Origin of the sequence: Streptomyces sp. NPDC090798, from assembly GCF_044768965.1 — a bacterium.
In the GTDB taxonomy this organism is placed as follows: domain Bacteria; phylum Actinomycetota; class Actinomycetes; order Streptomycetales; family Streptomycetaceae; genus Streptomyces.
This window is the reverse complement of record NZ_JBIVXA010000006.1, coordinates 275,103-299,539: the sequence shown is the minus strand read 5'-3', so window position 1 is coordinate 299,539 and position 24,437 is coordinate 275,103. Positions and strand designations below refer to the sequence as shown.

The window sequence follows — 24,437 nt, the reverse complement described above, 5'->3', positions numbered from 1 at the left end:
CGGCGCAGCCCCGCTGGGGCGCAGGGGCGCAGCCCCGCTGGGGCGCAGGGGCGCAGCCCCGCTGGGGCGCAGGGGCGCAGCCCCGCTGGGGCGCAGGGGCGCAGCCCCTGGTGGGGGTCGGGGCGGAGCCCCGGGGATGGGTCGGGTAGGGGCGGCGGGGGCGAGGAAAACGCAACGCCAGCCCCCACCCACCGCCACACACCCTCACGCAGACAACTCCTGCCGCAATGCATCCCGCAACCGCGCCGCCCGCTCAGCCACCTCCGCAGGCCCCAGCGCAACCGCCCGATCAGCCCACCGCTGCCCCTCCGCCAACTCCCCCCGCCGCGCATACACGAGCGCAAGCCGAAGCGCCGCCCGCCCATGCCCCGCATCCGCCGCCCGGGTCCACCACAACGCGGCCTCCGGCTCACTCCCCTCCCGAGCCAACAGCAGCCCCAGGTTGAAGGCCCCGTTCCGAGACCCGGCCTCCGCGGCCGACCGGTACCACCGAGCCGCCTCCACCACATCACCCCGAGCCGCGGCGAGCATCCCGACCCGCACCTGCGCCCGCCGATGCCCCAGGGAGGCAGCCCGCTCGTACCACTCCTCGCACTCACTCTTCTCCTGCGCCGGCTCCCCGAGCTCATGCGCGGGTGCCGGCGGCCGCCGAGCGTCGAGCACGGCGGCCAGCCGGTACGCGGCCTCCGCGCTACCGCCCCCCGCCGCGGACCTCAGATGCCGCTCCGCCTCCAGCTCGTCCCCGTCCCGCAGCCGCGCGATACCGACCTGCAGCGCCGCCTCGGTGTGCCCGGCGGAAGCAGCCCGCTCGTACCACCGCAGCGCCGCCTCCTCGTCGTCCTCGCCCCCTCGCCCGGCATGCAGGATCCCGAGGTTGAACGCGGCATCCACACTCCCGGCCTCCGCGGCCTTGGAGAACCACGGCTCGGCCCCGGCCGAGTCCCCGACCTGAAGCAACAGGATCGCCAGCGCGTTCGCGGCCTCACGGTGCCCGGCGTACGCGGCCCGCCGGTACCACTGCTCGGCCTGCGCGGTCCGCCCCTGCTCGGCGCAGAGCAGACCGAGGTTGTACGCGCCGTTCACATCACCGGCGTCCATGGCGGCCCGGTACCACCGCTCCGCGGTCTGCGTCTCGCCGCGCTCGGCGTGCAGCGCCCCGAGCGCGTTCGCGGCGTTCCCGTCCCCGTCCTGCGCGGCCCGCAGCCACCACACGGCGGCGCTCTCCGTGTCCCCCGCGTCCCGCAGCAGGAACCCGAGCGCGCAGGCGGCCCGCGCCTCTCCGTCCTTGGCGGACGTCAGGTACCAGCGCCCCGCCTCCTTGAGGTGCCCCCGCTTCTCCAGGATCGCCCCGAGGTGCAGCGCGGCCCTCCGGTGCCCCCGCGCGGCGGCCTGCCGGTACCACTGCTCGGCCTCTTCACCGGCGGCTCCTATGACCCCGATGACACCGTTGTCGCTCCTGCCCTCGCCCGCGTCCGCGGCCTTGCGGTCGAGCGTGCGCGCGAGCCGGTACGCGGCCTCGCGGTGCCCCCGCTCGGCCGCCGCCCGCATCCACTGCTCGGCGCCGACGTCACTGCGGTGCTCCAGCAGATCGGCGAGCGCGTACGCCCCGAGGGCATGCCCCTGCTCGGCGGACTGGCGCAGCCAGTACTCGGCGGCAGGCTCGTCCCCCCGCTCCCGGTGATAGCGCCCGAGCGCGTGCGCGGCGGCCGCGGACCCGGCGACGGCGGCGATGCGCCACCACCCGGCGGCCTCGTCCGCATACCCGCGCTGGTGCAGGAGGACGCCAAGGTTGTTGGCGGCGGCGCGGTCACCGGCGGCGGTGGCAGCGCGCAACTGAGGCTCGGCTCCGTCGAGATCACCACGGCGCAGCAGCATCGCTCCGAGGACACTCATCGCCTCGACGTCGCCGGCCTCGGCGGCGAGCCGCTGACGTGCTTCCTCGGCAGCCTCGCCGGTTTCGTCCCGGTCTGAAGGCTGCACAAAACGCCCTGTCTCCAACAGAGTTGCCTTGTCCCCCATAACGTCCATCGTCGCACCACCTGCAACCTGGGTACACCTGGTATACCGCAGTCAGTGAGGTCACTACAGCGTTTTGTCGACATGCCCACAGAGAGACAAGTCAAACACAGATCTCCCAACTCCCCACGGATGGCGCAGCCTTCGGCGCGTCGCCCATGGTGGCCGCACGCACCCCGCGCGCGCGTCCCGCTCAGGTCGTCATACGGGTGCGGTACACGTGTGCGCACACAGCGAAGGCCCGGATCCTGTGAGGATCCGGGCCTTCGCTTTTCAGTAGCGGGGACAGGATTTGAACCTGCGACCTCTGGGTTATGAGCCCAGCGAGCTACCGAGCTGCTCCACCCCGCGCCGTTGTGTTGCAACCGTACCACGGCGCCGAGGTGGCCTCTGACCAGCGGCTGATCCGTAAACCGGACCAGCCGCCGGACAGGCCCTAACCCGTACCGCCGCTGGGGCTACTGCTGCCACTGGGGCTCGGACTGCCGCTCGGGCTCGGACTACCGCTCGGACTACTGCTCGGGCTGCCGCCCTTGTCGTTGCTCTTGCTGCCGCCGCTGCCACCAGTGGCGCTCTTGTCGGCCTTGGTCTGAGCGTCCTCGGCCCGCTTCAGCGCGTCCTGAAGGTCCTTCTGCGCCTGCCCGTACGCCGTCCAGTCGCCCTTCTTGAGGGCGTCCTGGCCCTGTTCGAAGGCCTTCTGGGCGTCGGTGAGCGCCTGTTGGACCGTCGGGTTGCTCGAGGTCGGCGGTGGGGTGTTCCCCGTGTCTGCCGGTGGACTGGTCGTACTGTCCGTCCCGAAGATCTTGTTGAGCGCCTGGTCGAGCGTGTCCTCGAAGGCGGTGTTGCCTCCATAGGTCACCAACACCTTGCGCAACAAGGGGTACTTGAGGTCGCCACCACGTACGTAGACGGGCTCCACGTAGAGCAGTCCTCCGTCGAGCGGAACCGTCAGCAGATTGCCGTACTCGACTTCCGAGTCCCCACCCTTCAGAAGTCTGATCGACTCGGCGATGTCCTGTTGGGAGTTGAACTGGCTCTGGACCTGTTTGGGCCCGTCGACGGGTTCGCTGGTCGGCAGTTTCAGGATTCTGATCTTGCCGTAGTCACTGGTGCCCGCCTCGGAGTCGACCGACATGAAGGCGCTCAGGTTGTCCCGGCCGTTCGGAGTGAACGTCGTCGTCAGCGAGAACGTCTGCGCCTTCTGGTCGGGCATCTGCATGCTCAGGTAGTACGGCGGCACCGCGTTGCCCGACTTGTTGGTCGGATCGTCCGGGACCTGCCACACCTCGCTGCCGCTGAGGAACGTCTGGGCGTCCTTCACGTGGTAGCGGGTGAGCAGTTCGCGCTGGACCTTGAACAGGTCCTGCGGGTACCGCAGATGGTCCATGAGCGACTGCGAGATGGCCGTCTTCGGCTTCACCGTGTTCGGGAACGCCTTCATCCAGGTCTTGAGGACCGGGTCCTTGGTGTCCCACTGGTAGAGCTTGACCTCGCCGGTGTACGCGTCGACGGTCGCCTTCACCGAGTTGCGGATGTAGTTGACCTGGTTCTGCTGGGCCACCACCGCGCGCTGGTTGTTGGTCGCGGTGAGTGAGTCCGCCGTCGTGTCACCGAGGGTGGTGCGGGAGGCGTACGGGTAGCCGTTGGTCGTGGTGTAGGCGTCGACGATCCACTGGATCTTGCCGTCGACCACGGCCGGGTAGGCGTCGCCGTCGATGGTCAGCCAGGGGGCCACCGCCTCGACGCGGTCCTTGGGGGTGCGGTTGTAGAGGATCCGGGAACCCTCGCCGATCGCGCCCGAGTAGAGGATCTGCGGCTCGCCGAACGCCACGGCGTACGCGGCACGGTTGACCGGGCTGGAGAGGCTGACCCCGCTCTTGCCCTTGTAACTGTTGGTCTTCTCACCACTGTCGTCGGAGTAGTCGATCTCCTTCTGGGGACCGCCGACGATCGAGTACTGCGTGGTCTTCTCGCCGTAGTAGACCCGCTGCTCGTACGTCCCCAGGTCGCCCTTGGACGGCAGGTCGGACTCGGTGAAGACGGGCCGGCCACCGGAGGTCGCCGTGGTGCCCTTGGCGGCCACCACGCCGTATCCGTGCGTGTAGCGGAAGTGGTCGTTGATCCAGTTGTTCTTCGGAATGCCGTTCAGGTTCAGCTCGCGCAGTCCGATGACCGTGTCCTGGTCCTTGCCGTCCTTGCTGTACCGGTCGACGTCCAGATTGGTCGGGAACGCGTAGTAGTTCTTCATCTGCTGCAACTGCTGGAACGTCGGCGAGACGATGTTCGGGTCCAGCAGACGGATGCTCGCCGTGGTGTCGGCGTCGGCGCGCTGCTTGGTCTTGTCCTTGGTGTCGCTCTTGCCCGCGTACTCCGAGACCTGGGTGCCGTCGATGCCGTAGGCCTCGCGGGTCGCCTTCAGGTTCTTCTCGACGTACGGCGCTTCCTTGGCCTGCTCGTTCGGCTGGACCTGGAACTTCTGCACGATCGCCGGGTAGAGGCCGCCGATGAGGATCGCCGAGAGGACCATCAGGCCGAAGCCGATGACGGGCAGCTGCCAGGTGCGTCGCCACAGAGTGGCGAAGAACAGCAGGGCGCAGATGACGGCGATGCAGAACAGGATCGTCTTGGCGGGCAGATACGCGTTGGCGTCGACGTACCTGAGACCCGTCCAGTTGCCGGTCGCCTTGAAGTCGCTGGACTTCACGGCGAGTCCGTAGCGGTCGAGCCAGTAGGCGACCGCCTTCAGGGCGACGAAGATGCCCAGCAGCACCGACAGGTGCCCGGTCGCCGCGGCCGTCGCGCGCGCGCCCGGGGAGGTGATCCTGAGCCCTCCGTAGAGGTAGTGCGTGAGCGCGGCGGCGATCAGCGAGAGCACGGCGGCGGCGAAGCCGAAGCCCAGCAGGAAGCGGTACCAGGGCAGGTCGAAGGCATAGAAGGAGACGTCGAGGTGGAACTGGGGGTCCTTCTGGTGGAAGGGGACCCCGTTCACCCACATCAGCCACGTACGCCACTGGCCCGACGCCGACGCGCCGGCGATCAGCCCCACCAGGGAGGTGATGCCGAGCAGCAGCCACCTCTTGTAGGGTGCGATCCCCATCCGGTACCGGTCGAGGCTCTGCTGCTCCATCGACATCGCGCTCAGCGGCGGTCGCAGCCGGTGCGCCAGCCAGATGTTCACGCCGACCGAGGCCGCCATGATCAGGCCGAAGACGAAGAAGAGCCCGATCTTGGTCCACAGGGTGGTCGTGAAGACGGACGAGTAGTGAACCGACCGGTACCAGAGCCAGTCCGTCCAGAACCCCGCGAACATGACGAACGCCATGGCCAGCACGGCCAGCACGCCCAGTGTCATGAGCAGGGTCCGGACACGCCGGGACGGTCGGCCCACTCTGATCCGTGGCCCCGTCGGGCCTCCGCCGCGGTCCGGCATCTGGAAAGCCAAGGTGCGCACCTCGAAGTTCGCTGTTGATCCGTCAGGTCCCCGAGAAGCGGACCATCCGTCAGGCTCCGTGATCGTGGAGCCTCATCTATGCAACTTACTCACGCTTTACTCGGTTCCCGGATCCGGGTACGAACGAGGCAGGATTGTGACCATGTCCAACACTCCCATGGCAGCGAGCCCGCTCACCCGGGCCGTACTCGAGATCGACGAGTACGCCTCCGGCCTCGGCTGGGACCAGCCCGCTCGCCTCTTCGCCCTCGTAGACACCGCGCGACTACGGACCCAGGAGCCCGGCCTCGCGGCCCAGCTCGGCCTGCAGGACGAGCCCGAGACCACCGGTCTCACCCCCATCGAGCAGGACGAGATCCCTGCCGACAAGCCGCTGGACGAGTTCCTCGGCACCATCGCCTGGCCCGACGCCGTGGTCGGCTGCGCGCTCACCGTGGAGCGGCTGATGCTGCCGCCGTCCGCGGAGGCCTCCGTCCCGGAGGGCCTGAGCGACAAGAAGCTCGCGAAGTGGGTCGCCGAGCACCCGGACCGCCAGGAGGTCCGTATGACGGTCGGCGTCCTGCGCGACGGCACCCGCGACTCGGCACTGCGTCTGCGCGAGAAGGACGCGCCGACCGAGGTCCTCACGGGCGCGGGCCTGGTGCCGGGCCTGGCGGAGGCGCTGTCCGCGACGTTCGCGGACTGACGTCCCGGTGTACGTGGATGGGGGCGCCCCCGGACTTCCGGGGGCGCCCCCATCACGCCGTACGGCCCATGTGTGCCGCCGCCGGTCGGTCCGTCAGCCCTTGGTGGTGCACTTCGGCAGGTCGGCGGTCTTGCCGGAGCTGATGTCCTTCAGGGCGTTCATCGCGTCGTCGATGGTGTTGACCTTGACGAGGGTGAGCCCCTCGGGGGTGTCCTTGGCGGCGGCCGCGCAGTTGTCCTTGGGCGTCAGGAAGTACTGGGCGCCCTTCTCGCGTGCTCCGATCGTCTTCAGCTCGATGCCGCCGATCGGACCGACGGTTCCGCTGTCGTCGATGGTGCCGGTGCCGGCCACGAACTTGCCGCCGGTGAGGTCACCCGGCGTCAATTTGTCCACGATGCCCAGCGCGAACATCAGCCCGGCGCTCGGACCGCCGACGTCGGCGAGCTTGATGTCGATGCTGAACGGGAAGGTGTGATCGGTCCCGGCCGAGATGCCGACGATGGCGCGGGACGCGCCGCTGTCGCTGGACCTCGCCGTGGTGATGGTCACGTCCGTGGTCGCGGTGGCCGTCTTGCCCGCCTTCTCGGCGGCGGCCTGCTCCTTGGCGGGCACCACCGTGAAGACGACCTTCTCGCCTGGCTTGTGCTTGGTGACCAGCTTGGCGACGTCGTCGGGCGCCTTGACGGCCGTACCGTCGACGTTCTTGATCACGTCACCGGCGTGCAGCCGCCCCTCGGCCGGGGAGCCCTTGACGACGGTCGACACGATCACCCAGGACCTCACCGGGATGCCCAGCTCCTTCAGAGCCGCCACCTTGGCGCTCTCCTGGGACTGGCTGAACTCCTCGGCGTTCTCCTGCGTCGACTGCTGCTCGGTCTTGCCGTCCGGGTAGAGCGTGTCATGCGGCACGACCTTGTTGTCATGCGCGAGCCACCCGTAGACGGCCTCTACAAGGTTCATGTTGTAGTCGGCGCTGGTGACCCGGACAGTGGTCATGTTCAGGTGCCCGGTGGCCGGGTACGTCTTGCGCCCGGAGATCTGCAGCACCGGCTCGCCGTCGTGCTCGCCCAGCGTGTTCACCGTCGGCCCCGGTGACATCTCCGAGTACGGCACTTTGATGAACACTCCCGCGCACAGGAGCGCGATCAGGATCAGGGTGGAGGCGAGCATCGTCGCGGTGCGGCGTGGCATGCCACGACAGTACGGGACGGTGCTGTCAGCGCACTGTCGGGGCCGTCCGTACGGGGCCCGGGCGGCCTCAGCGGGGCCCCGGCCTCAGACCCCGTCCGAGTGCGGCTTCTCTCCGCCACCGGGCCGCACCATGACGGCCTCGGAGCGCTCCATGGCCGCGCGGAAGCGCGCGTACCCCTCGAGCTCGACCCCGTCTCCCGCCGTCTTGCGGTTCCGGCCGGCCCAACTGCCCCACAGTCCAGCACCGATCGCAGCCAAAAGCGGAATCAGCAACCAGGCGAGCGACGCCATGCCGACCTCCCAACCCCACGAGCGACCGCAACTGACTGATCAGCAGATTAACCATCTGCCTTGCTAACGCTCATACCAGGGGGTCGGTTACGCAACCGGAGCAAGGGTGAGAACTCGGTGAGGCCGGACTCACACGTCCGGCCGACTCCCTCAACAGGCTCCGACCCACTCCTCCGTGCCGTCGGAGAACTTCTGGTGCTTCCAGATGGGCACCTCGTGCTTGAGGTCGTCGATCAGCTTGCGACACGCCTCGAAGGCCTCCCCGCGGTGCGGACACGACACGGCGACGATCACCGCGAGATCACCGACGGCCAGGTCACCGACCCGGTGCACGGCGGCCAGCGCCCGCACCGGATACTCGGCGACCACCTTCTCGGCGATCCGCCGCATCTCGGCCTCCGCGCTGGGATGACACGAATACCCGAGCCCCTCGACGTCGGCACCCCCGTCGTGATTGCGCACGGTCCCCACGAAGAGCGCGGTCCCCCCGGCGGCGTCGTCCCCGACGGCCCGGAAGACCTCGTCCAAGGAGAGCGGCTCGTCCCGAATCGCCAACAGCCGAATCGGATCCTGCGCGCCCAACTCACCCGGATGCTCAAAGGTAGGTGCCATAGCCCCATCGTGCCGCACCCCACGGCACCCACGAAATACGCCTTTCACCCCGCACACACGCGTGACCTTTTGGAGCCTCCTACAGACAACGAGCCCACATCGAGAACAAGCCCGCTCAGCCCGCCACCGGGACGCCAAGCCCCGTGAGGGAGCGGGAGGCACGGCCCCGCCGGGGCCAGAGGTGCAGCCCCGCCGGGATGCAGGGGCGAAGCCCCGCCGGGGTCCAGGGCGGAGCCCTGCCGGGGTCCGGGGCAGAGCCCCGCCACAGGGCCGGGGGCACAGCCCCGCCGAAGTCCAGGGGCCGCAGCCCCGCCAGGGTGCAGAGGCAGAACTCCTCCAGGGTGCAGGGGCGCAGCCACGCCAGAGTCCAGACGCACACCCCCACGGGGGGCGGCGCGGGGGGCAGAGCCCCGCCGGGGTCCGGGGCAGAGCCCCGCCAGAGGGCCGGGGGCACAGCCCCGCCGAAGTCCAGGGGGCGCAGCCACGCCGGGGTGCAGGGGCGCAGCCACGCCGGGGGTCCGGGGGCGGAGCCTCCGGGGATGGGACGGGTAGGGGCGGCGGGGGCGGCACACCGGTCGCCAGCCACGACGCACCCGCACCCGAACGCCCCCCAAGACTCAGATCCGCCGCCGAGCCTTCCGAGCCCGCCGAACCAACGCGGCCGTACCCAGAAGAGCAACCGTCGCCCCCGCAGCCCCCGCCGCCGTCGCATCCTTCCGCCCCAGCCGCCGCCCAGCCACGGTGTGCCGCCCGGCAACCTCCTCCAGCAGCTCCGCGAGAACCTCCTCGTTGGTCCACTGCGGCCGCCACCCGGCGTCATGCATCCGACTCCCACTCACCACCCAGGGGTACATCGTGTACGCCAGATCCCCGGCGGGCGAAGGAGTGAGCCCAATCCGGTGAAGTCGCGCGGCGGCCCCCAGCGCGACGGCCGACGGCAACTCCATCCGCCGGATCCCGCTGAGCTCCTCGACCTCCTCCTGCTCCAGCCACCCGTCGCACCCGACGGCCAGTTCCCCCTCCACCTTCTCCAGGACGGCGTACTCCAGAGCACTGCACAGATCCTCGATGTGGCAGAACTGCCAGGCAGGCCGTGACCCCGCCACCACAAGGAGCCGAGGAGACTCGAAGTACCTGGTCAGCGCGGTGTCGGTACCACCACCGACCAGGACCCCCGGCCGTACGACGGTGACATTGAGCCCCGGATGCGCGCGCGGCGCCCGCCGGGCGAGCCGCTCGATCTCCAGCAGGTCCCCGACCCCCGTGGCCTCGGCGGTCGCCCGCAGTTCGGCGTCTTCGGAGAGGGGCAGTTCGTTGTCGGGCAGCGCCCCGTAGACCATCGCGGAGGTGCACAGCACCACCCGGTGCACCCCGGCCGCGGCGGCGGCCGTCAGCACGGTCTGCGTCCCCCGGACGTTGTACGCCGTGCGCGCCGCCGCGTCCGTCTCCAGGTCGAGGTCGAGCGCGAGATGCACCACGACGTCCGCGCCGCGCAGCTTCTCGGCGATCGCCGGGTCCCGGACGTCGAGGATCTGCCACTGGGCGCCCTCGCACTCGCCGCGACGCTCGTCGATGGCGATGACCTGCTTGATCTCCTCGCTGGCGGCAAGCCGCTCGGTCAGCATCGCGCCCACGCCGGACGCGGCGCCGGTGACCGCGACGACGGGCCCGCGCAAGGGCGGGCTGGTTGAGTGGTTTCGCGCTGCGCGAACCTGTGGATCTGGGGAACTCACCGGGCGTCTCCAGCGGTTGTCTTCAGTAACGGACGCGCGTGACGCGTCCCTACCAGGTGGCATCCATCCTGCCGCAGGCCAAGAGTCGGCGAAGCACCGAGGCCCGATCGGGTTCGGGTGTCTACGCTGGGTGGTGTTGTCGGGCAGTCGCCGTCGGAACGAACCGGCGGCCTTACCAGCCGAGGAATCCCGTGAGTGACACCCCATTCGGATTCGGCCTTCCGCCGGAGGAGCCGGAGAACGGCGACGAGGGCAAGAAGAAGGACCAGCAGAGCGGCGGTGGACAGGGACCGTTCGGTTTCGGGCCGCCCGGAGCCGGGGGCCCCGGCGCCGACAATCCGCTCGCAGCGATGTTCGGTTCCATGAACCCCAACGATCTGGGGGCCGCGTTCCAGCAGCTGGGCCAGATGCTCTCGTACGAGGGCGGTCCGGTGAATTGGGACATGGCCAAGCAGATCGCCCGCCAGACGGTCTCCCAGGGCACTTCTGACGGCACCAAGGACGCGAGCGTCGGTCCCGCCGAGCGCACCGCGGTTCAGGATGCCGTGCGCCTGGCCGACCTGTGGCTGGATGATGCGACGTCCCTGCCGTCCGGCGCCGCTTCCGCCGTGGCCTGGAGCCGCGCGGAGTGGGTCGAGGCGACCCTGCCGGTGTGGAAGGAGCTCGTCGACCCGGTCGCCGAGCGGGTCGGCGCGGCGATGGGCGATGTCCTGCCGGAGGAGATGCAGGCCATGGCGGGCCCGCTCATCGGCATGATGCGCTCCATGGGCGGCGCCATGTTCGGTACGCAGATCGGGCAGGCCGTCGGCGTGCTCGCGGGCGAGGTCGTCGGCTCCTCCGACATCGGCCTGCCGCTCGGCCCGGCCGGCAAGGCCGCGCTGCTGCCGCTGAACATCGCGTCGTTCGGCAAGGACCTGGGCATCCCCCTGGAGGAGGTGCGGCTCTACCTCGCCCTGCGCGAGGCCGCCCACCAGCGTCTCTTCTCGCACGTGCCGTGGCTGCGCTCGCACCTGTTCGGCGCGGTCGAGGGCTACGCGCGGGGGATCAAGGTCGACACGGCCAAGCTGGAGGACGTGGTCGGCCAGCTCGACCCGCAGAACCCCGAGCAGCTGCAGGACGCTCTCCAGCAGGGCATGTTCCAGCCGGAGGACACGCCGGAGCAGAAGGCCGCGCTGGCCCGTCTGGAGACGGCGCTCGCCCTCGTAGAGGGCTGGGTGGACGCGGTCGTGCACGCGGCCGCGAAGCCGCGTCTCTCCTCCGCGGACGCGCTGCGCGAGACGCTGCGCCGGCGCCGCGCCACGGGCGGTCCCGCCGAGCAGACGTTCGCCACTCTGATCGGTCTGGAGCTGCGCCCGCGTCGGCTGCGGGACGCCTCGCGCCTGTGGGCCTCGCTCACCGACGCGCGCGGTGTCGATGGCCGCGACGGCCTGTGGGCCCACCCGGACATGCTGCCGACCGCGTCCGACCTCGACGACCCGGACGGTTTCGTGCACCGTGAGCAGCTGGACTTCTCCGAGCTCGACAAGATGCTCGGCGAGGCGGCGAGCGGCTCCGCCGAGAAGCCGAACCTGAAGAAGGACGACGCTCCCAAGAACGACGACAAGGGCGACGAAAAGGACGACGACAAGGGCGACGGCACCGAGTGACCCTTCACGACGACGCCGTCCTCGTACTGAAGCGGTACGAGGACCAGGAAGAGCTGCGCCAGGTCTATCTGGACCATCTGTCCGAGCACCCCGACGGCCTGTGGAAGGCCTGCACGGCGGGGCATGTCACGGCGAGCGCGCTGGTCATCGACCCGGACGGCGGCCGTGTCCTGCTGACGCTGCACCGCAAGCTACAGATGTGGCTGCAGATGGGCGGCCACTGCGAGCCGGGCGATCCGACGCTGGCGGGGGCCGCACTGCGCGAGGCGACCGAGGAGTCGGGCATCGAGGGTCTGATCCTGCTGCCGGGCGGCCCCGTGACCCTGGACCGGCACGCCATCCCGGCACCGTGCAACTGGCACCTGGACGTCCAGTACGCCGCGCTCGCCCCGGCCGACGCCGTGGCGGCGATCAGCGACGAGTCCCTGGACCTGCGCTGGTTCCCCTACGAGGAGGTCACGGACGTGGCGGACGCCTCGGTCGTACGGCTCCTGGAAGCAACCCGCGCCCGCCTCTCGGCCTGAGGCACGTGTAAGGGGCGTCCGCCCTGGCGGTCGCCCCTTACGTTTGTTTCCCGGACCGTCACCCGGTCAACTGACCGCCGGCCGATCAACCGACCATGGTTCCGGCCGATCAACCGACCGTCGGCCGGTCAGCTCCAGACGTTGCCCTGGTTCTGCGCCCGGGCCCCCTGCTGCCCCATCCCGTACTGGGCGCGCAGCCCCTGGCCGATCACCGCGTTCTGCGGCGGCAGCAGTTCGCTGGGCTGGACGAGCGCGAAGCCCTGGCCCAGGAAGCTGAGCTCCCAGCCCTCACCGGTGTTGCCCCGCCGCCGCCACACCCCGGAGGAGTGCGTCTGGGCCTGCATCTGGACACGCAGGCCGGTGGACCAGGCGACGATCGCGTCGGCGTCACAGTTGACGTACTTGTCCGGCGTGACCTGCATCATCAGCGGCATGCCCGAGGTCATCAGGGCGACCTTGCCACGGCCGGTGATGTTGAGCTGGTACTTGCCGGAGCCGGAGATGCCGTACTGGCTGTCCACGGCGATGACCTCGTGGTGCAGCGAGGAGTCCATCGCCAGGACATAGCTGCTGTCGACGGTCAGCCCGTCCTGCTCCACATCGACCACGTGCACGTGCTGGGCGAGATTGGCCAGATAGACCGTCCCCTGCCCGTGGCACCGCATCAGGTCGAGACCCTCACCGGTGTACGCACGCGCGCGGTGCTGGCTGTTGTTCTGGTACTCGGCGTCGAACTCCACGAGCCCCTGGTACGCGACCATCGTGCCCTTGCGGGCCAGGATGTCGTCGTGCCCCTCCATGACGACTCGCAGCATCTGCGAGTTCTGGAGGCTGTAGCGCTCCTGGGTCTGCTGCTCGTTGTAGCCGAAAAGCGGGCTCTGCATGATGTGGTGCTCCCCCTCAGCCCCGGATCCGGAGGCGGTCGGTGCTGTCCTCGCTGGGCTGGACGACGACGATGCCCTGTCCGGAGAACGCCATCTGGTACGCCTCGCCGCTGCCGCGTCCGATCAGCGACTGGGCCTTGAAGCTGCGCTTGCCCTTGACCTTGAGGTTCGGGGACCAAGCGACGAGCGCGTCCGGGTCGACGTACGTCTCGTCCTCACCGCCGCCGCAGTCGACCACGATCGGCTTGCCGCGCGAGGTCAGCGCGACCCAGCCCTGACCGGAGATCTTGGTGTTCCACAGGCCCTGTCCGGCGAACTTGGCGAGCCCCTTCACCCGCTCGACGCCCCACTGGAGGTGGGCGTCGAAAGCGAGCAGGTTGGTGGCGTTGACGGAGATCGCGTCCCCGTTGAGGTTGATGACGACGACGTTCGCCCCGTAGTCGGCCAGGTAGAGCAGGCCGTCGCCGGTGCACTTCATGAGGGGCGCGCCCTCACCGGTCATCCAGTCCCGCGCGATCTGGCGTACGGCGGGCGGGTTGGGCTCGTACTGGACGAACCCTTCGTAGGCGACCATCGAGCCCACGCGTGCGAAGAGGTCGTTTCCGGTCTGCATGGCGACCTTCAGCATGTGGTTGCCGTGGTTCTCCATGCGGGCGGTGACAGGTGCCGGGGCGAAGCCCGAGAGTGGCTGGTTCATGACGGGCTCCCTCAGACCTCGTACGGCTGGACGACGATGAAATTGCCGGGCGCGCCGCGGAACTGGAGGTTCACGCTCTCCCCGGTGTCGCCGGGGTAGGCGTTGCGGCGCATCCGCACCTGGCTGGAGACGATCACCTGGGAGGCCGCGGACCAGGCCACGACGGCGTTGCAGTCGGCGAAGGTCGTCGGCGTCACGGGCAGCACGACGGGAGCGCCGTGCGTCTTCACGACGATCGTTCCGGTCCCCTGGAACTGCATGGTGAACAGCGCGCCTCCGGGGATGCCGTGCCCCTCGATACGCCGGACCTCGTACTGGAGGGACTCGTCGAAGGCGAGCACACTCTCCGCGGAGACACAGATCGCGTCGCCCTGGAGTTCGATGGGATGCACGTGGGTGGCGTTCTCGGCGAGGAACACCTGCCCCTGGCCGGTACAGCGCATGAGCTGCATCTCCTGGCCGGTCGCGTTGCCCACGATCCGCCCGGCGAAGCCGGCGCCCTTGTAGCTGAAGTCGACCTTGCCCTGGTAGAGCACCATGCTGCCCTGGCGGGCCAGCACGGGCTGGCCGCCGATACCGAGGTCCACGCGGATGAGCTTCGTGTTCTGCTGGGTCCACCGCTGACCGGTGGGCGTCTCCTTGTAGGCCCCCAGCGCGGCGGCCACACCGGCACCGCCCTGCGGGGCGCCCTGGGGAACACCATAGGGGGACGGCGCGCCGGGCTGACCCGGCACCTGGCCCGGAACCTGGCCGTACGGCGGCTGCTGGCCGTAGCCCGCAGGCGCCGTCGGGGCCTGCTGCCCGTAGCCGGGGGGCGCGGGCGGTGCCTGCTGGCCGTAACCGGGCGGCATGGGAGCCGTCTGACCGGGTGGCTGCTGGCCGTAGCCCGGCGGCGGACCGGGCGGACCGGGCGGCTGGATGTACGGAGCCGGGCCCGGCGGCGGCACGGTGCCGCCCGGCGGGGTGTGCAGCGGGGCGATGATGGTCGGCGCGGCGTGCACCGAGGGCACGGCGGGCTGCGGCGTGAACCCCTGTGCGGCGGGCCCCGGCGCGGGAGCCGGAGCCGGGGCGCCGAACGCGGGGGGTGCGGTGGCCTGGGCGGGCGGAGCGAAGGACGGTGCGGCAGTGGCCTGCGGCTCCTGCGCGGCGGGCTGCTCGTCGGCGACCTCACCACCGAAGTTCTTGAGCAGCGCCTCGAGGCCGCCGTCGAAGCCCTGCCCCACGGCGGCGAACCGCCAGACGTCCTTCAGGTAGAAGTCGCCCAGCATCACAGCACGCTCGGTGGAGAACTCCGCGCCACTGAACGAGTACCGGGCCACTTCCTCGCCGCCCGCGACGACACGGAGGTATCCGGGGGCGATCTGCGACATCTGCCCGGCGCCGTCGATCGTCGCCGTGAACGACAGCTTCTGGATCTGCGCCGGGATCCGGTCGAGCGTGACGCGGAAGGACTCCGTGTCACCCGACTGGGTGCCGAGGAGCTGGATGGATTCTTCGGGGGTCTTCGGCTGGTTGAAGAAGACGAAGTACCGGTCGTCCGAAAGCCTCTCGTCGGCGTCCAGACCGAAGCAGCTGATGTCGAAGGTCAGTCCGGGACCGGTGATCTGCACACCTACGTACAGATCCGTGCCCGCGGTGAGGTCACTGATCCTGGCCTTGTGGCCGCGTTGGAATTCCCTGGCCATGCGTAACGACCGTCCCCCATCCCGAGTGCGATTGCGTCGCGTCAGGCTAACGGGAAACTCTCGGAGTGAACGCCGCCGGTACAGACCCGGTACACAATCACTCCCCGGCGGGGACGGTCCGCCGCCGCCCGCCCGCTACTCGTCGCTCGCCACGGGCAGATGGGGCAGCCGTTCGGCCGCGACCACCCCTTCGAGATAGCCGCGGGCACGCTCGGTACGCGGATACGCCTCCAGCAGCCGCCAGAAGCGGGGCCCGTGACCGGGCACCAGAAGGTGCGCGAGTTCGTGGACGAGGACGTAGTCGACGACGTACTCGGGCATGCCCTGCAGGCGGTGCGAAAGACGGATACTGCCCTCGGCCGGGGTGCAGGAACCCCAGCGCGTGTTCTGATTGGTGACCCAGCGGACTGAGGCGGGGCGGGCCCGGCCGTCGAAGTACTGCTCCGACAGCCGCGCGGCGCGCTCGGTCAGCTCGGCGTCGCCGAGCACCCGTTTGCTTTCCTGGGCGGCCAGCTTGTCGAGCATGACGGTGACCCAGCGCTGTTCCTCCGCCTCGGACATACGGGCGGGGATGAGCACGACGGTGCGATCGCCCTCGCGGTACGCGGAGACCGTTCTGCGCCGGCGCGCGCTCCTGCGAACCTCGATCGCGCTCGCCCCCGAGCCGCTTGGCGGCAGGCTCGTCGTGCTGCGCTGTGGCTTTCCGGCGCGGTGCAGTGGGTCGGCGGGCACGCCCCGACGTTACCCGCTGCACATGGGGGAAGTCCCGTCCCCTGGACGGTTCGATGCCGATCCGCACCCCGTGCGCTTAATTTATACGACGAACACCACCGCCTGTGGACAACTTTCGGCACGGTTCGGCCGGGCCGGGCATGCTGGCATTCGATCGGCGGGCCCGGGACGGACCCCGCCGACACACGGGGATGCTCTACGGGTACGGGGGTCGGTCATGCATCCGATGGTGAAGCCCGCGCTGCGGCGCGGCTGGCGGGATCTCAACACCGTGCAGTTCGGAATGGCGCCCGCGCACGCGATGGTGCTGGGCCCGGTGGACACGGCGACAGGCAGCTTTCTCGACCTGCTGAACGGAACACGCGGGCTGCCGCTCCTTCGCGACCTGGGACGCGCGATGGGCCTGCCCGACGGTCATGTCGACGCACTCGTGGAGCGGCTGGCCCGCTCCGGTCTGCTGGACGACGCGACGGGCGGCGGCCGGGCCGCGGACGCCCTGCGCGAGAAGAAGGCGGTCCTGGACCGGCTCCGCCCCGACCTCGCGGCCCTGTCCCTCGTCGCCCGCGCGCCGGGCGACGCCATGAAGCATCTGGCCGCCCGCGGCTCCCTGCGCGTGCAGGTGCGGGGCGCCGGCCGGGTGGGAGTCGTCCTGGCCTCCCTCCTGGCCGGCGCGGGTGTCGGCCAGGTCGAGGTGCGCGACATCGGCAGCGTCGAACCCTGGGACGTGGCACCGGGCGGACTGCCCCCGGCGTCCATCGGCGAGCGCCGGGAGGAAGCCGCCCGGCGCGCGGTGCGCCGAGCGGCACCGGATAGACCACCACGGCCCGCCGGCGAAGGAGAGGAACTCGGTCTTTCCCTGGTGATCCTCGCGCCCCGGGACGGCCTGGCGGTGCACGCCCCCGATCCCGCCGTCGCCGAGCCCCTCATCACCTCCGGCACACCCCATCTGTACGCGGGAGTCGTGGAGGGAACGGGTGTCGTCGGCCCCCTGGTGCTGCCCGGCGACACCGGCTGCGCGGGCTGCCTGGACCAGCAGCGCGTCGACCGGGACCCGACCTGGCCACGCCTGATCGCCCAGTGGCGCTCCGGCACCTCGCACCAGGTCCCGGCGTGCGACCTCGCGCTGGCGACCGGCGTCGCCGGACTCGCGGCAGGACACGCCCTCGCCTTCCTCGACGGAAGGCTGCCTTCCAGCGCCGGGGCACGCTGGGAGACCTCCGTGCCGGGCTTCGACTGGCATGCGAAGCCGGTGTCCTCGCATCCCGCATGCCCGTGCGGCGCAGCGGAGAAAAGTAAGAAGGGGGAGCGCGCCGCCGAGGACGGGCAGCCGCACGAGACAATGGCGGGGCAACAGCCGCACGCGGCACGGCTGTCTGGGACTTGGAGGGCGCATGTCTGATCTTCCCCGGAAGGCGGTCACCCGTACTGCCAAACTCGCCGCTCTACCGCTCGGCTTCGCCGGGCGAGCGACCTGGGGGCTGGGCAAGAGGATCGGCGGGAAGTCCGCGGAGATCGTCGGCCGCGAGCTGCAGCAGCGCACGGCGGAGCAGCTCTTCAAGGTCCTCGGCGAGTTGAAGGGGGGTGCCATGAAGTTCGGACAGGCGCTGTCCGTCTTCGAGTCGGCGCTGCCCGAGGAGGTCGCGGGACCCTATCGCGCGGCGCTGACGAAGCTCCAGGAGGCGGCGCCGCCGATGCCGACGCGCACGGTGCACTCCGTTCTGCGGGAGCGTCTCGGCGAGGACTGGTCCGAGCTGTTCCAGAAGTTCGAGGACAAGCCGTCCGCGGCGGCCTCGATCGGCCAGGTGCACCGGGCGGTGTGGCACGACGGACGCGAGGTCGCCGTCAAGGTGCAGTACCCGGGAGCGGGCGAGGCCCTGCTGTCCGATCTGACCCAGCTCAGCCGATTCGCCAGGCTCCTGGGTCCCCTGATCCCCGGCATGGACATCAAGCCGCTCATCGCGGAGCTGCGCGACCGGGTGTCCGAGGAGCTCGACTACGCGCTGGAGGCAGAGGCCCAGGAGACGCATGCCACGGAGTTCGCGGGCGATCCGGACGTGCTCGTCCCGGCGGTGGTCCACCAGTGCGACCAGGTCCTGGTGACCGAGTGGATCGACGGGATACCGCTGTCGGAGGTGATCGCCGAGGGCACCCAGGAGCAGCGGGACCGTGCGGGCCAGCTGCTGGCCCGGTTCCTCTTCTCGGGTCCCGCCCGCACCGGACTGCTGCACGCCGATCCGCACCCGGGCAACTTCCGCCTCCTGCCGGACGAGAAGAGCGGCTGGCGGCTGGGCGTCCTGGACTTCGGCACGGTCGACCGTCTTCCCGGCGGTCTGCCCGCCACGATCGGCTACTCCCTCCGGATGACTCTCGAGGGCGAGGCCGAAGCGGTCTACGAGCTGCTGTGCGAGGAGGGCTTCGTCAAGGAGTCCATAGAGCTCGAACCCGACGCGGTTCTGGACTATCTCCTGCCGATCATCGAACCGGCCCAGGCCGACGAGTTCACGTTCACCCGCGGCTGGATGCGCAGTCAGGCCGCCCGCATCGCCGACCCCCGCTCCCCCGCACACCAGTTGGGCAGGCTTCTCAACCTGCCACCGTCGTATCTCCTGATACACCGTGTGACCTTGAGCACCATCGGAGTCCTGTGCCAACTGGGCGCGACGGTCCGGCTGCGCGACGAACTGGAGGAGTGGCTGCCGGGTTTCGTACCGGGAGAGGACCCGACGGAGGAGCTGCTGGACGAGGAGGGATCGGCGGCCGGAGCATGACTCGGACCGCCTTCGACCAGCGGGCCGGCCCGGGCGGGCCTACCACCAGGCCGAGTCCAGCCGTCCCTCGATCGCCCTGAGGTTGCTGCGGGCACAGTTGTCGCAGAAGTAGTGGCGGGTGCCGTTCTCCATGGAGCAGGTCCACGTCAGCGGAGGACCGTCGGCCGGGGCGCCGCAGCGGGCGCACGCGATGTGCCGGGCTTCGGCCGTGTCGGGCCGCGGCATGGAGCCGGTGCTGTCACTGTCCCCGGGAAGACTCGTCACTCGGCGACGATAGCGCCGTGGTCGGCGTAACGCCCGGCACAACGCACCGCGGGGGCCGGTCCGTTCGGACCGACCCCCGCGAGGAGCTGCTTACTGGTAATGCAGCGACTGCTTTCGGCTAGTGCATGACCGCCATGGCCAGCGCGCGCCGGGCGCGCATGGAGGCGCGCTCGGCCCGACGCTGCATCCGACGGGCGGAGGCCAGGCGCACGGCCAGGCGTTCCCGCTCGGCCTCGTGCAGTCGCTCGTGCATATGCGCACGAGCCAGGGCTTCTGGGATGAGTTGCATCTCGCGGGTCCTGTTCTGACGCGAGTCGTTCGCGCCGGTGGTGGTGAAGTCTGGGATGGCGGAGCCTGCGGGCTCGCTGGCGGACGGCTTCATCGGGGCCTGTTTCTTGGGGTCGTGCGTCAGGGGGCGATCGATCGTTCCTACGGTGTTCATGCCGCAACCGGGTTCTTGCGCGGGCGGCCACGCGGCCGCTTGCGGGCCACGACAACACCCTGGACGAAGAGCTCGCCGCCCCAGACACCCCAGGGCTCGCGCCGCTCCTTGGCGCCGGCGAGGCAGGCCTCGATCAGCGGGCAGGTGCGGCAGAGGGACTTGGCGTACTCGACGTCGGCCGGCGACTCGGCGAAGAAGACCTCCGGGTCGTAGGAGCGGCAGGGGACGGGTACGCCGAGGTTCTCGATGGCGTCGTCGAGCGCGGTGAGCGCAGTGAGCGGGATCAAGGTGGAGTCCTCCGTGAGGCCGGGCGGGGGGATCGTTTCGGAAGGCGGTACGGACGGGGCGTGCGCTTCGAGTTGCACGGTTGGTCTTCCTCGTCTGGTCGTGCCGGCCGGGTTGGCCGGTTGGCGGCTGGTACCGGGTTCTTGTCTTGTCCCGAGGCCCCTTCGCTCTGCCGTCCCCGGTCGGGGACAAACAGAAGGGCCGCGGATCCCGGGTGGGGTTCCGCGGCCCTGAAGGCGCCGGCCTGATCGAAGATCAGGCTGGATCACTCCAGGGTTCAGGCCCACGGAAGGCCCACATCGTGTGGTGCTGCTTCGTCTGCTTCAGGGATCCGGCACCGGCTGCCGCAAAGGCATAGGCCTGGGCCTCTGCCACTACTGCCGCTTCCAGTGCCTTCATCGGTCGCTCATTGCGCTCACGGATGGGAAGAACCGCGAGAGACAGAGGGGACGCCGGCCGGACGGCAGCGATGCCGGACAGACCGGTGCCCAGGTTCGAGACGCCGAGCGGGCACGTGGAGACGACCGAGCGATCGGTCATTTTGGCGGTGCTGATGAAGCTGGTGTCGATGCTGATCACTGGAATCGCCTCCTCTCGGCGTCTTGGGGGACTGGGGTGAGCCAGTCCGACGGCTATTAAGTACAGCACGGAACCAGGGCCTCGGAGAAGGCCGCTGCTGCCGTGGTTAAGAACCTATGGGGATTGCTGGGGCATGCGCAAACTATTTTTTCGACGAGTTTGCATCAGTCACCCTCGGCGCCCCCCGCAGGTTCTTGACCAGCACAGATGGCCAGAACATCGGCCCCGAACCGGTTGAACTTGCGGACGCCGACCCCGGGGATCCGCGCCAACTCGCCCTCGTCGTCCGGCGCGGCCTCGGCGATCGCCATGAGTGTCTTGTCGGTGAAGACGCAGAACGCGGGCTGCCCACTGCGCTGCGCCTGTACCGCCCGCCACTCCCGCAGCCGCTCGTAGAGGCCTTCGTCCATGTCGGAGGGGCAGTCCTCACAGCGCATCAGTTTCATCTCGCCGGCGTCGGTCAGCGTGCGCCCACAGACCCGGCAGCGGGCCGGGGTCCGGCTCGTCCGCCGTACGACCGTGCCTCCGCTGCTCCCGATACCGCGCTCGATGCCTCCTGGACCGCCGCCGGCGCTGCGGCCCGCGGTGGCGACGGAGCCGGGGCGCAGCCCGTCGAGGAAGCGGCTGGGCCGGCGGTTGGGCCTGCCGCCGGGTGAGCGGGACAGGGCCCAGGAGACGAGGAGGTGCTCTCTGGCGCGGGTGACTCCGACGTAGAGGAGACGGCGTTCTTCCTCGATCTGCTCGTCGGTCTTTGCGTAGGTGATCGGCATCATGCCCTCCGCGACGCCGACCAGGAAGACGACGTCCCACTCCAGTCCCTTGGCGGAGTGCAGGGAGGCGAGGGTGACGCCCTGGACGGTCGGGGCGTGCTGGGCACTCGCGCGCTCGTCGAGCTCGGCCACCAGGTCGCCGAGGGTGGCGCCCTGTTTGGCGGCGGCGAAGTCCTGGGCCAGATGGACGAGGGCGGCCAGTGACTCCCAGCGCTCTCTGACGGCGCCGGATCCGGCCGGGGGTTGGCTGGTCCAGCCCTCGCCGGAGAGCACCGCGCGGACCTGGGAGGGCAGGTCGACGGCGTCGTCGAGGAGGGAGTCGTTGGCGCCGAAGCGGGCGGCCGCGCGCAGGGCGGCGCCTGCTTTGCGCACCTCAGGGCGGTCGAAGAACCGCTCGGCGCCGCGCAGCTGGTAGGGCACTGCGGCGTCGGCGAGGGCCTGTTCGTAGATCTCGGACTGGGAGTTCGTGCGGAAGAGGATGGCGATCTCACCCGCGGGGATGCCGGAGGCGATGAGGTCACGGATGCGGCGGGCGGCACCCTCGGCCTCGGTGGGTTCGTCCGTGTATTCGGCGTAGACGGGCTCGGGGCCCGGGGCACGCTGGGAGATCAGTTCCAGGCGGTGGTCGGCGGCCCGGCCGCGGGCCTGGGAGAGCAGGCCGTTGGCGAGCTGCACCACTTGGGGTGAGGAGCGGTAGTCGCGGACGAGCTTGACGACGGTGGCCCCGGGGTGGCGGGTGCGGAAGTCGAGCAGGTGGTCGGGAGTTGCACCGGTGAACGAATAGATCGTCTGGCTGGCGTCGCCGACGACGCAGAGGCTGTCGCGCTCGCCGAGCCACAGTTCCAGGAGGCGCTGCTGGAGGGGACTGACGTCCTGGTACTCGTCGACCACGAAGTGCTGGTACTGGGAGCGGACCTGTTCTGCGATGTCGTGCCGGTCCTGGAGGATCGCGACGGTCAGCAGCAGGACGTCCTCGAAGTCGATGACGGCGCGGTCGCGCTTGAGGTCCTCGTACGTGGCGTAGAGCTGCGCGATCTCGGCCGGGTCGCGGGGCGACTGACGGCCGGTCTTGGCCGCGGCGGCCGCGTAGTCGGCGGGGATGGTCTGGGTGACCTTGGACCATTCGATCTCGGCCGTGACGTCGCGCAGCTCGCCCCGGTCGAGGCGGATGCGGCAGGCGGCTGCCGCGTCGGCGACGAGCTGGATCTTGCGGTCGATGAGCCGGGGCAGGCCGCCACCGACCGCTTTCGGCCAGAAGTACTGGAGTTGGCGCAGCGCGGCGGAGTGAAAGGTGCGGGCCTGGACGCCACCGGCGCCGAGCTGGCGGAGCCGGCCGCGCATCTCGCCTGCGGCCCTGTTGGTGAAGGTGACGGCGAGCACGCTGGAGGGCTGGAGGATCCCGGCACGCACCCCGTAGGCGATGCGGTGGGTGATCGCTCGTGTCTTGCCCGTGCCGGCGCCTGCCAGCACGCACACCGGACCGTGCAGGGCGGTGGCGACCTCGCGCTGCTCGGGGTCGAGCCCGTCGAGCACCGCGTCGGCCGTGTCCGGTGCCTGCGGGAAGAGGGTGGAGTGCGTTGCTGCTGTCACCCCGCCATGCTGCCAGGTCGGCGGAGACGCATGAGCCGGTTGTCCACAGGGAGGCCCTTGCAGTCGTACTAATGCGGCAGGCGCTGGGCGTGCTGTTGCTCACCCGTCTGCCGTCAGGTGCCCTCGTGTACCGGGCCGGGGTACCCGGGCACGGGAATGGTGGCCCGCTCGCGTACGTTCCACCTCTGCGACGACGCACCCCCAGCAGCAAAGGAGCGCGAGAGACATGCCGGGCACTGTGACGATGTACAGCACCACGTGGTGCGGTTACTGCACGCGACTGAAGGGCCAGATGGACCGCGCGGGCATCGCGTACAACGAGATCAACATCGAGCAGGACCCGGAGTCCGCGGCCTTCGTGGAGAAGGCGAACGGCGGGAACCAAACGGTTCCGACCGTTCTGTTCGCGGACGGCTCGACGCTCACCAACCCTTCGCTGGCGCAGGTCAAGCAGAAGATCGGCGCGTAAGCGGTTCACCGTTGGTGCGCCCCCGGCGGTTGCCGCGGGCAGTGACAGGGGCGGTCCTTGAATCTGACTCAAGGACCGCCCCTGCTGTGTGACTTGCGTCACTCATGCGAGTGGTGTGGTGTGTGTCGGTCAGGCGGCTGCCGCTCCCGGGCGCGGCAGGGGCTTGCCGTACCAGAGTTCGATCAGGCGGGCGGCGATGGAGATGCCGAACGGAGGCAGCACCTCGCCGGACTCGAAGGCGGTGCGCAGGTCCTCGCGGGAGAACCAGCGGGCCTCGTGGATCTCCTCGCCGTCGACGTTGATCTCGGACGAGGTGGCGCGGGCCATGAAGCCGAGCATGAGGCTGGAGGGGAACGGCCAGGGCTGGCTGGCGACGTACTCGACCTCGCCGACCGTGACGCCCGCCTCCTCGAAGACCTCGCGGCGCACGGACTGCTCGATGGACTCGCCGGGTTCGACGAAGCCGGCGAGCGTGGAGAAGCGGCCCTCGGGCCAGTGCACCTGGCGGCCGAGCAGAATGCGGTCCTCGTCGTCCGTCACCGCCATGATCACGGCCGGGTCGGTGCGCGGGTAGTGCTCGGCGCCGCAGGCGGGGCAGCGGCGGATGTGTCCGGCCGCCGCGATCACGGTGCGCTCGCCGCAGCGTGAGCAGAAGCGGTGCAGCCGCTGCCAGTTCTCCAGAGCGACGGCGTGCACCATCAGGCCCGCGTCGCGGGGTGAGAGCAAAAGTCCCGCTTCGCGCAGTCCCGCCGGGCGGGCCGACTGGTCGATGCGGCCGGGCAGTGCGTCCTTCTGGAGTGCGAAATAGCTCACACCGTCGTCGTCCGTGCCGAGGAAGTAGCGGTGTGCCTCGGTGAGCGGGGCCTCGAAGGAGGGGGTCATGACGAGTTCGGTGGTGCCGTCCGCCGTCTCGTCGATGAGCACCTGACCGCCGGAGACCACGAAGACGCGGGTGGTGGGGTGGCTCCAGGCCGCCGCGAGCCAGGCCTCGTCGAGCCGGTGGTGGGCGGCCCGGTCGATGCCGCTCGGGGCGGTGAGCGAGATGGGACGGTCGGCGGTTCGGTCGGTCCAGGTGGTCACGGGTGCTTCCAACTCCCCCGGTGGAACGGTTATTTCGGCGGGC

General features: G+C 70.1%; 22 protein-coding genes and 1 tRNA gene. 6 read left to right on the top strand and 17 right to left on the bottom strand.

Translation table 11 applies throughout. The annotated features are described in order from the left end of the window. Positions 1-204 precede the first annotated feature (204 nt). From ACIQTP_RS16020 to ACIQTP_RS16010, 3 genes are all read right to left on the bottom strand, one after another. Positions 205-2,028 (bottom strand): sel1 repeat family protein, encoded by a 1,824-nt coding sequence (locus tag ACIQTP_RS16020; RefSeq protein WP_403400230.1) that lies wholly within the window; start codon positions 2,026-2,028, stop codon positions 205-207. A 265-nt stretch (positions 2,029-2,293) separates the two neighbouring features. After that, positions 2,294-2,367, bottom strand: a tRNA-Met gene (locus tag ACIQTP_RS16015). Positions 2,368-2,452: 85 nt separating this feature from the next. Next, positions 2,453-5,446, bottom strand: a complete 2,994-nt coding sequence (locus ACIQTP_RS16010; RefSeq protein ID WP_403400463.1) for a UPF0182 family protein — start codon at positions 5,444-5,446, stop codon at positions 2,453-2,455. Positions 5,447-5,609: 163 nt separating this feature from the next. Between ACIQTP_RS16010 and ACIQTP_RS16005 the strand changes: the two genes are divergently transcribed. After that, positions 5,610-6,152, top strand: coding sequence for a PPA1309 family protein (locus tag ACIQTP_RS16005; protein WP_101400551.1), 543 nt, complete (start codon positions 5,610-5,612; stop codon positions 6,150-6,152). A 93-nt stretch (positions 6,153-6,245) separates the two neighbouring features. Here ACIQTP_RS16005 and ACIQTP_RS16000 read toward each other — a convergent pair whose 3' ends face one another. The 4 genes from ACIQTP_RS16000 to ACIQTP_RS15985 all read right to left on the bottom strand — a co-directional run bounded on the left by ACIQTP_RS16000 (position 6,246) and on the right by ACIQTP_RS15985 (position 9,979). Beyond that, positions 6,246-7,343: a PDZ domain-containing protein gene (locus tag ACIQTP_RS16000; protein WP_403400227.1), complete on the bottom strand. Its 1,098-nt coding sequence runs from the start codon at positions 7,341-7,343 to the stop codon at positions 6,246-6,248. A gap of 84 nt (positions 7,344-7,427) precedes the next feature. Next, positions 7,428-7,634 (bottom strand): hypothetical protein, encoded by a 207-nt coding sequence (locus ACIQTP_RS15995; protein ID WP_403400482.1) that lies wholly within the window; start codon positions 7,632-7,634, stop codon positions 7,428-7,430. 150 nt (positions 7,635-7,784) lie between these two features. Continuing rightward, the gene (locus tag ACIQTP_RS15990; RefSeq protein ID WP_101400548.1) at positions 7,785-8,246 is read right to left on the bottom strand and encodes a molybdenum cofactor biosynthesis protein MoaE; all 462 of its coding nucleotides are present in this window, start codon (positions 8,244-8,246) and stop codon (positions 7,785-7,787) included. A gap of 617 nt (positions 8,247-8,863) precedes the next feature. Next, a complete protein-coding gene (locus ACIQTP_RS15985) occupies positions 8,864-9,979 on the bottom strand; it encodes an SDR family oxidoreductase (protein ID WP_319746509.1) in 1,116 nt (371 codons plus the stop codon). A gap of 191 nt (positions 9,980-10,170) precedes the next feature. Here ACIQTP_RS15985 and ACIQTP_RS15980 point away from each other — a divergent pair, with 191 nt between their 5' ends. Further along, positions 10,171-11,625 (top strand): zinc-dependent metalloprotease, encoded by a 1,455-nt coding sequence (locus tag ACIQTP_RS15980; protein WP_403400224.1) that lies wholly within the window; start codon positions 10,171-10,173, stop codon positions 11,623-11,625. Then, positions 11,622-12,149, top strand: coding sequence for an NUDIX hydrolase (locus ACIQTP_RS15975; protein ID WP_403400221.1), 528 nt, complete (start codon positions 11,622-11,624; stop codon positions 12,147-12,149). Before ACIQTP_RS15980 ends, ACIQTP_RS15975 begins: the two co-directional genes overlap by 4 nt. Before the next feature lie 128 nt (positions 12,150-12,277). Here ACIQTP_RS15975 and ACIQTP_RS15970 read toward each other — a convergent pair whose 3' ends face one another. From ACIQTP_RS15970 to ACIQTP_RS15955, 4 genes are all read right to left on the bottom strand, one after another. Beyond that, on the bottom strand, positions 12,278-13,033 hold the full coding sequence (locus ACIQTP_RS15970) for an AIM24 family protein (protein ID WP_060900241.1): 756 nt from the start codon (positions 13,031-13,033) through the stop codon (positions 12,278-12,280). A gap of 16 nt (positions 13,034-13,049) precedes the next feature. Beyond that, positions 13,050-13,730, bottom strand: a complete 681-nt coding sequence (locus ACIQTP_RS15965; protein ID WP_402035550.1) for an AIM24 family protein — start codon at positions 13,728-13,730, stop codon at positions 13,050-13,052. 11 nt (positions 13,731-13,741) lie between these two features. Continuing rightward, a complete protein-coding gene (locus ACIQTP_RS15960) occupies positions 13,742-15,415 on the bottom strand; it encodes a TerD family protein (protein WP_403400219.1) in 1,674 nt (557 codons plus the stop codon). Positions 15,416-15,550: 135 nt separating this feature from the next. Then, on the bottom strand, positions 15,551-16,147 hold the full coding sequence (locus tag ACIQTP_RS15955) for a M48 family metallopeptidase (RefSeq protein WP_352045935.1): 597 nt from the start codon (positions 16,145-16,147) through the stop codon (positions 15,551-15,553). A 217-nt stretch (positions 16,148-16,364) separates the two neighbouring features. On the opposite strand from ACIQTP_RS15955, the gene ACIQTP_RS15950 reads away from it, so the two are divergent. Together ACIQTP_RS15950 and ACIQTP_RS15945 are read left to right on the top strand one after the other, a co-directional pair. Beyond that, entirely contained in the window at positions 16,365-17,546 is a 1,182-nt protein-coding gene (locus ACIQTP_RS15950; RefSeq protein ID WP_403400217.1) for a TOMM precursor leader peptide-binding protein, read from the top strand. Then, a complete protein-coding gene (locus ACIQTP_RS15945) occupies positions 17,539-18,915 on the top strand; it encodes an ABC1 kinase family protein (RefSeq protein ID WP_403400215.1) in 1,377 nt (458 codons plus the stop codon). Before ACIQTP_RS15950 ends, ACIQTP_RS15945 begins: the two co-directional genes overlap by 8 nt. Before the next feature lie 39 nt (positions 18,916-18,954). On the opposite strand, the gene ACIQTP_RS15940 is transcribed toward ACIQTP_RS15945, so the two are convergent. The 5 genes from ACIQTP_RS15940 to ACIQTP_RS15920 all read right to left on the bottom strand — a co-directional run bounded on the left by ACIQTP_RS15940 (position 18,955) and on the right by ACIQTP_RS15920 (position 22,845). Then, positions 18,955-19,179 carry a hypothetical protein gene (locus tag ACIQTP_RS15940; RefSeq protein WP_403400213.1) on the bottom strand — a complete coding sequence of 75 codons (225 nt, stop codon included), beginning with the start codon at positions 19,177-19,179 and terminating at the stop codon, positions 18,955-18,957. A gap of 118 nt (positions 19,180-19,297) precedes the next feature. Next, a complete protein-coding gene (locus ACIQTP_RS15935; RefSeq protein WP_101400540.1) occupies positions 19,298-19,621 on the bottom strand; it encodes a hypothetical protein in 324 nt (107 codons plus the stop codon). Beyond that, positions 19,618-19,986: a WhiB family transcriptional regulator gene (locus tag ACIQTP_RS15930; protein WP_054228178.1), complete on the bottom strand. Its 369-nt coding sequence runs from the start codon at positions 19,984-19,986 to the stop codon at positions 19,618-19,620. The genes ACIQTP_RS15935 and ACIQTP_RS15930 overlap by 4 nt, the downstream gene beginning before the upstream one ends. 175 nt (positions 19,987-20,161) lie before the next feature. Then, on the bottom strand, positions 20,162-20,485 hold the full coding sequence (locus tag ACIQTP_RS15925; RefSeq protein ID WP_402035540.1) for a hypothetical protein: 324 nt from the start codon (positions 20,483-20,485) through the stop codon (positions 20,162-20,164). Positions 20,486-20,649: 164 nt separating this feature from the next. Continuing rightward, the gene (locus ACIQTP_RS15920; protein WP_403400210.1) at positions 20,650-22,845 is read right to left on the bottom strand and encodes an ATP-dependent DNA helicase UvrD2; all 2,196 of its coding nucleotides are present in this window, start codon (positions 22,843-22,845) and stop codon (positions 20,650-20,652) included. A 226-nt stretch (positions 22,846-23,071) separates the two neighbouring features. Between ACIQTP_RS15920 and ACIQTP_RS15915 the strand changes: the two genes are divergently transcribed. Next, complete coding sequence (locus tag ACIQTP_RS15915) at positions 23,072-23,314, top strand: mycoredoxin (RefSeq protein ID WP_054228181.1); 243 nt, start codon at positions 23,072-23,074, stop codon at positions 23,312-23,314. Positions 23,315-23,443: 129 nt separating this feature from the next. Here the strand turns inward: ACIQTP_RS15915 and nudC are convergent, their stop codons facing one another. Continuing rightward, positions 23,444-24,394, bottom strand: coding sequence for an NAD(+) diphosphatase (nudC, locus tag ACIQTP_RS15910; protein ID WP_402035536.1), 951 nt, complete (start codon positions 24,392-24,394; stop codon positions 23,444-23,446). Positions 24,395-24,437: the final 43 nt, after the last annotated feature.